This is a genomic window from Dapis purpurea BLCC-M126 (assembly GCF_050015975.1).
Classification (GTDB): domain Bacteria; phylum Cyanobacteriota; class Cyanobacteriia; order Cyanobacteriales; family Microcoleaceae; genus Trichodesmium.
In genome coordinates this window covers 1-5,233 of record NZ_JBNHER010000222.1, presented here as the reverse complement: position 1 = coordinate 5,233, position 5,233 = coordinate 1, and the positions used below count along the sequence as shown (strand labels likewise).

The following is a 5,233-nucleotide window of genomic DNA, read 5'->3' as shown; positions in this document are numbered from 1 at the left end:
AAAAATCTGAATTCAAAAACAGAAATTTCGCCAGAAAAACTATAACGTTATAGATATAAGTCATATTTTGCCACACAGAGAAAAGTCAACCTTCTGAAAATCGACCGACCAGACCTACCACCTATTTCCTATAAAAATCTGAATTCAAAAACAGAAATCTCATCAGAAAACTATAACGTTGTAGATATAGGTCATATTTTCCGACAGATGGAACAGCAACACTAGGGAAAAATTTCTGAGTCTACCTGACCTAATACCTGGGGCTTGCTGAATCACTATTTTTGTGGAGTATAAAAGTCAGGAGTCAGGAGTCAAGAGGAATGAGAATTACAGATGAGGTAGGAGAAAGAATTGTCACTCAATTTTTCAGCCGTTGTCTCCTCAAAATGTAAGCATTTTCAGCTTTAGGGAGGGAAAAGCTTCCACTTTTTTAGCTCTAAAAAGGCTAAAACCTTTATCTGTAAGTGCTTTTAGACTTAATCAGCAAACCCTACCTACTTCCTGAAAAAATCTCAATTCAAAAACAGAAATCTCATCAGAAAACTATAACGTTATAGATATAGGTCATATTTTCCGACAGATGGAACAGCAACACTAGGGAAAAATTTCTGAGTCTACCCAATCTAGTAACTACTTCTCTAAAAATCTGAATTCAAAAACAGAAATCTCATCAGAAAACTATAACGTTATAGATATAAGTCATATTTCCTGATCGATGGAACAGCAACACCAGGGAAAAATTTCTGAGTCTACCCAATCTAGTACCTACTTCTCTAAAAATCTCAATTCAAAAACAGAAATATTATCAGAAAACTATAGTGCTAAATCTAGATATATAGGTAGTATTTCCGGTAAATAGAAAAGCCAGCCTTGAAAAATAAGTACACCTCAATTTCCATCGTTACCTAGCCGCTAAAATAGAGCAAAATCCCAAAATATCAATCTCAAATGTCCGTTAACCCTCCTACGACCCTTTTAATTGATGGCCATTCTCTAGCCTTTCGTTCCTACTACGCATTTGCTAAAAGTCGTAGTGGAGGCTTGAAAACTTCTACAGGCATTCCGACAAGTGTCTGTTTTGGCTTCCTAAAATCTTTACTAGAAGTAATAGATACCCAAAAACCAGAATATTTAGCGATCGCCTTTGACTTAGGACAACCTACATTTCGCCATAAAGCTGATGAAAATTATAAGGCAGATCGACCAGAACCACCAGAAGATTTAATTACTGACTTAGAAAATTTAAAAGACCTTTTAAGAGCTTTTAATTTAACAGTTATTACTGCTCCTGGTTATGAAGCTGACGATATATTAGGAACTTTAGCACAAAAAGCCAGTGCTGCTGGCTTTCGTGTAAAAATTCTTTCGGGAGACCAAGATTTATTTCAATTAATAGATGTAGAAAAAGGTATTAGTGTTTTACATTTAGCTGCGGGTAAAGGTAGCACTCCTAAAGAATTTTTTTCTGAAGAAGTTAAGGAAAAATTGGGTATTTTGCCTAGTCAAGTTGTTGACTATAAGGCTCTTTGTGGAGATAAGTCTGACAATATTCCTGGTGTTAGAGGTATTGGGGAAAAAACTGCTGTGAAGTTGTTGGATGAATATGGTTGTCTCGCAGAAATTTACGCTTCCCTAGATAAAATTAAAGGAGCAAATCAGAAAAAGTTAATAGTAGGAAAAACCGAGGCGGAGCATTCTCAGTTTATGGCAAAAATTGAAGTAAATGTTCCATTAAATATTGAGATAGAAGATTGTCAGGTAAAAAGATTTTCGCGCTCAGAAATTGAACCTGTTTTGCAAAGGCTGGAATTAGAACATTTCCTGAATCAAATTCCAAATTTAGAACAGCAGTTTAATGGGTTGGCAGGAGTTAAGTCTTTGCCGGATGAGCCAGAAAGTAAGCAGCAAGAAAAATCGAAAAACACTTTAGTTGAAGTAGAAAGTGATGATTGGTTTTTCAGCGTAGAAGATACAAAGGTAGCTCAACAGCAAATTTCGACAAAATCAGAAATTCAGCCTCAAATTATTGATACTCCAGAAAAGTTAAAGGAGTTAGTAAATATTTTAAAAGAACAGAAAAATCCTGAGACTCCCGTCGCTTGGGATACGGAAACAACATCTTTAGAACCTAGAGATGCGGAGTTAGTTGGAATAGGTTGTTGTTGGGGAAAAAATATAGAAGATGTTGCCTATATTCCTACCGGACATAAAATTGGTAAAAATCTGGATAAGGCAAAAGCATTAGAGGCTTTAAAACCAGTTTTAGAAAGTGCCGAATATCCAAAAGTTTTTCAGAATACTAAATTTGATAGATTGGTTTTTCGTTGTCAAGGAATTAAATTAGCTGGAGTTATTTTTGACACAATGTTGGCAAGTTATGTATTAAATCCTGGAGCAAAACATAGTCTGGAAGAAATATATATTAGATACCTCACAGATAAGGGGATAAATTTACATAGTTATAACGATGTGGTATCAAAAAATCAAACTATTGCCGACCTAGATATTGTGAAAATTGCTGACTATTGTGGTACTCAAGTTTTTGTGACATTTAAGTTAGTAGAAAAATTAAGAGGAGAATTAGAAAAAGCTGATAAAAATCAATCTGCTGAGAAATCTTTGTACAAATTATTAGTGGATATAGAACAGCCATTAGAATCTGTTTTAGCAGAAATGGAATATGATGGAATTAGGATTGATATTGAATATCTCAAAAAATTCTCAATCCAACTGAAACAAGATTTAGAGGAAATTGAAAAAAGAGCTTGTCAAACTTTAGATAGTATAATTTTACAAGAACATCTCAAAACAGAAATTCATAAGATAGACTCCAATTCATTTACCAATCAACAAGAATTAAAAAAAGCAATATCCAGCCCAATACTAAAAGCATACATCAGCAAATTATCAAAAGAACAAAGACAAAATTTAGCAACGATTGAACAACAAATCAATCAAGCAGAAACCAGCAACTTATTAAACCTCAACTCCCCATCTCAATTAAGCGAATTGTTATTTGAAATACTAAATCAAAATCAGAGAAAATCTCGAAAAATTAAGACAGGTTACTCTACAGATGTAGTAGTCCTAGAAAAATTACAAACAGAAACTCAACATCATCCCATCATTGATGAAATATTAAATCATCGAACCTTATACAAACTCTTTTCTACTTATGTCGAAGCCATACCGAAATTAGTTCGTTCAGATACTCAAAGAGTACATACAAATTTTAATCAAACTCAAACAGATACAGGGCGTTTATCCTCTTCCGAACCAAACTTACAAAATATTCCCATAGGTACAAAATTTTCTCGGCAAATTCGTCAGGCATTTCTGCCAAAAGAAAATTGGTTATTAGTAGCAGCAGATTATTCCCAAATAGAGTTAAGAATCTTAGCTCATTTGAGTCAAGAACCAGTATTAATAGAAGCTTATCAAAATAATGAAGATGTGCATACAGTCACAGCTAAACTATTATTTGAAAAAGAGGAAATTTCACCAGAAGAAAGACGAGTTGGTAAAACAATAAACTTTGGCGTAATCTATGGAATGGGAGCGCAAAAATTAGCAAGGTCGGTCAAAATAACAGTCAAAGAAAGTAAACATTTTTTAGAAAGATATAAACAACAATATTCTCAAGTATTTGCTTATTTAGATAACTTGAAAAAACAAGCGATTGCTCTAGGCTATGTAGAAACAATATTAGGTCGGCGACGTTATTTTGAATTTGAATCTAAAACTCTCCGCGATCTAAAAGGAGAAAAAATAGATGAAATTAATTTACAGGAATTAAAACTCAGTCAAAATGATGCTCAAATTTTAAGAGCAGCAGCTAACTCACCCATTCAAGGTTCCAGTGCAGATATTATCAAAATAGCCATGATTAGACTGAATGAAATATTGACAAATTATCAGACCAAACTATTATTACAGGTGCATGATGAATTAGTATTTGAAGTACCACCGTTAGAGTCGGAAGAATTGCAACAAGTAATTAAATCTACAATGGAAAATGCCGTAAATTTAAAAGTACCCCTAATAGTAGATCTTCATGGAGGAAAAAATTGGATGGAGACTAAATAGAGTATATTCAGTTATTAGTTATTAGTTATCAGTAACTCCTACTTCAGTTGATGGGATAAATCTTATTTACTTATTGCTCATCTCCCCACATTCCCTATTACCGAAAAATAAAGGTATAAAGCCTTCTATTTCAAGAGGAAATCAAGAAATAATATTTCCTTAGATTCAATCAAGAACGGTTTTAACCGGAGGTAATTATCCATTATCCATTATCCATTATCAATTAATGAACTATTCCCTATTCCCTATTGTTATGTTAGACTCCTGACTGTAGTTGAGTAAAAATTTTTCCTTGGGCAAATTAATGGATGTCAAAAAATTAGTTTTAGGTGGAGTTGGTTTTATATTTGGTGGTGCAATTGTGGCAAGTGCTGCAAATATAGAACTGAGTGTCGAACAAGAACAAGTAATATGTAAATTAAAAGAGACAGTAGAAGAACAAGAAAAAGCTGGTAAAAAATTAGTATTTTGGCCACTAATTGGAAAAGTTAAAGAGAGAGTAGAAGTTCCCTTTACAGCAGAATTGTCTGCAGATGTATCTTACACTATCCTGGCAGTCTGTGATGATAATTGTAGTAACTTAAATTTAAGCCTGGAAAATAAACAACGTAATAAAATACTAAATGATGAAAAACAAGATGGCATTCCAGTCATCTCTTTTACTCCCACGGAAAATAGTGATTATCGGATTACAGCACGACCAGATAAATGTACAACTGAAAAATGTGAATTTGGCATGGCTTTATTTGTACCTAAAAGTGTAGATCTAGATGTAGCATCTGAACTACCAGAGGAATTATATCTATTTAAATTTTGCCAACAATAAACAAAAAATTAATTCAGGAAAAAGAATGATTTTTGTAAAAATTATAATTATAAATTAACTTTAATGCCATGAAAATTATTATATTGAATATCTGGCACTCAAAAAGCTGGTAATGAGCAAAAAATAGGGTTAATAGTCTTCTCTTTAGAAGGGCATAAAAAAGGAAATTTTATATTTTCTGCTCCTCCTAATTCAGTTAAGAGAGATTGTTTCGCTCCGCGACATGAATCTGTAGCATGACTTAGGATAAGCTCATTTCATTAATGGATAATGGATAATGGATAATTGATAATTACCTCTGGTTAAAACCGAGAGGATTGA

The 5,233-nt window shown here is 33.2% G+C and carries 2 protein-coding genes; both read left to right on the top strand.

Going from position 1 to position 5,233, the window contains the following annotated elements; genetic code table 11:
- Positions 1-948 precede the first annotated feature (948 nt).
- Positions 949-4,086: a DNA polymerase I gene (locus ACP6PL_RS19950; RefSeq protein ID WP_426547021.1), complete on the top strand. Its 3,138-nt coding sequence runs from the start codon at positions 949-951 to the stop codon at positions 4,084-4,086.
- 304 nt (positions 4,087-4,390) lie between these two features.
- Positions 4,391-4,912 carry a hypothetical protein gene (locus ACP6PL_RS19945; protein WP_426547020.1) on the top strand — a complete coding sequence of 174 codons (522 nt, stop codon included), beginning with the start codon at positions 4,391-4,393 and terminating at the stop codon, positions 4,910-4,912.
- The last annotated feature ends 321 nt before the right edge of the window (positions 4,913-5,233 follow it).

Excerpts from the sequence above, each read along its gene's own strand:
- ACP6PL_RS19950 (WP_426547021.1), top strand. The coding sequence starts at position 949 with ATGTCCGTTAACCCTCCTACGACCCTTTTAATTGATGGCCATTCTCTA.
- ACP6PL_RS19945 (WP_426547020.1), top strand. The coding sequence starts at position 4,391 with ATGGATGTCAAAAAATTAGTTTTAGGTGGAGTTGGTTTTATATTTGGT.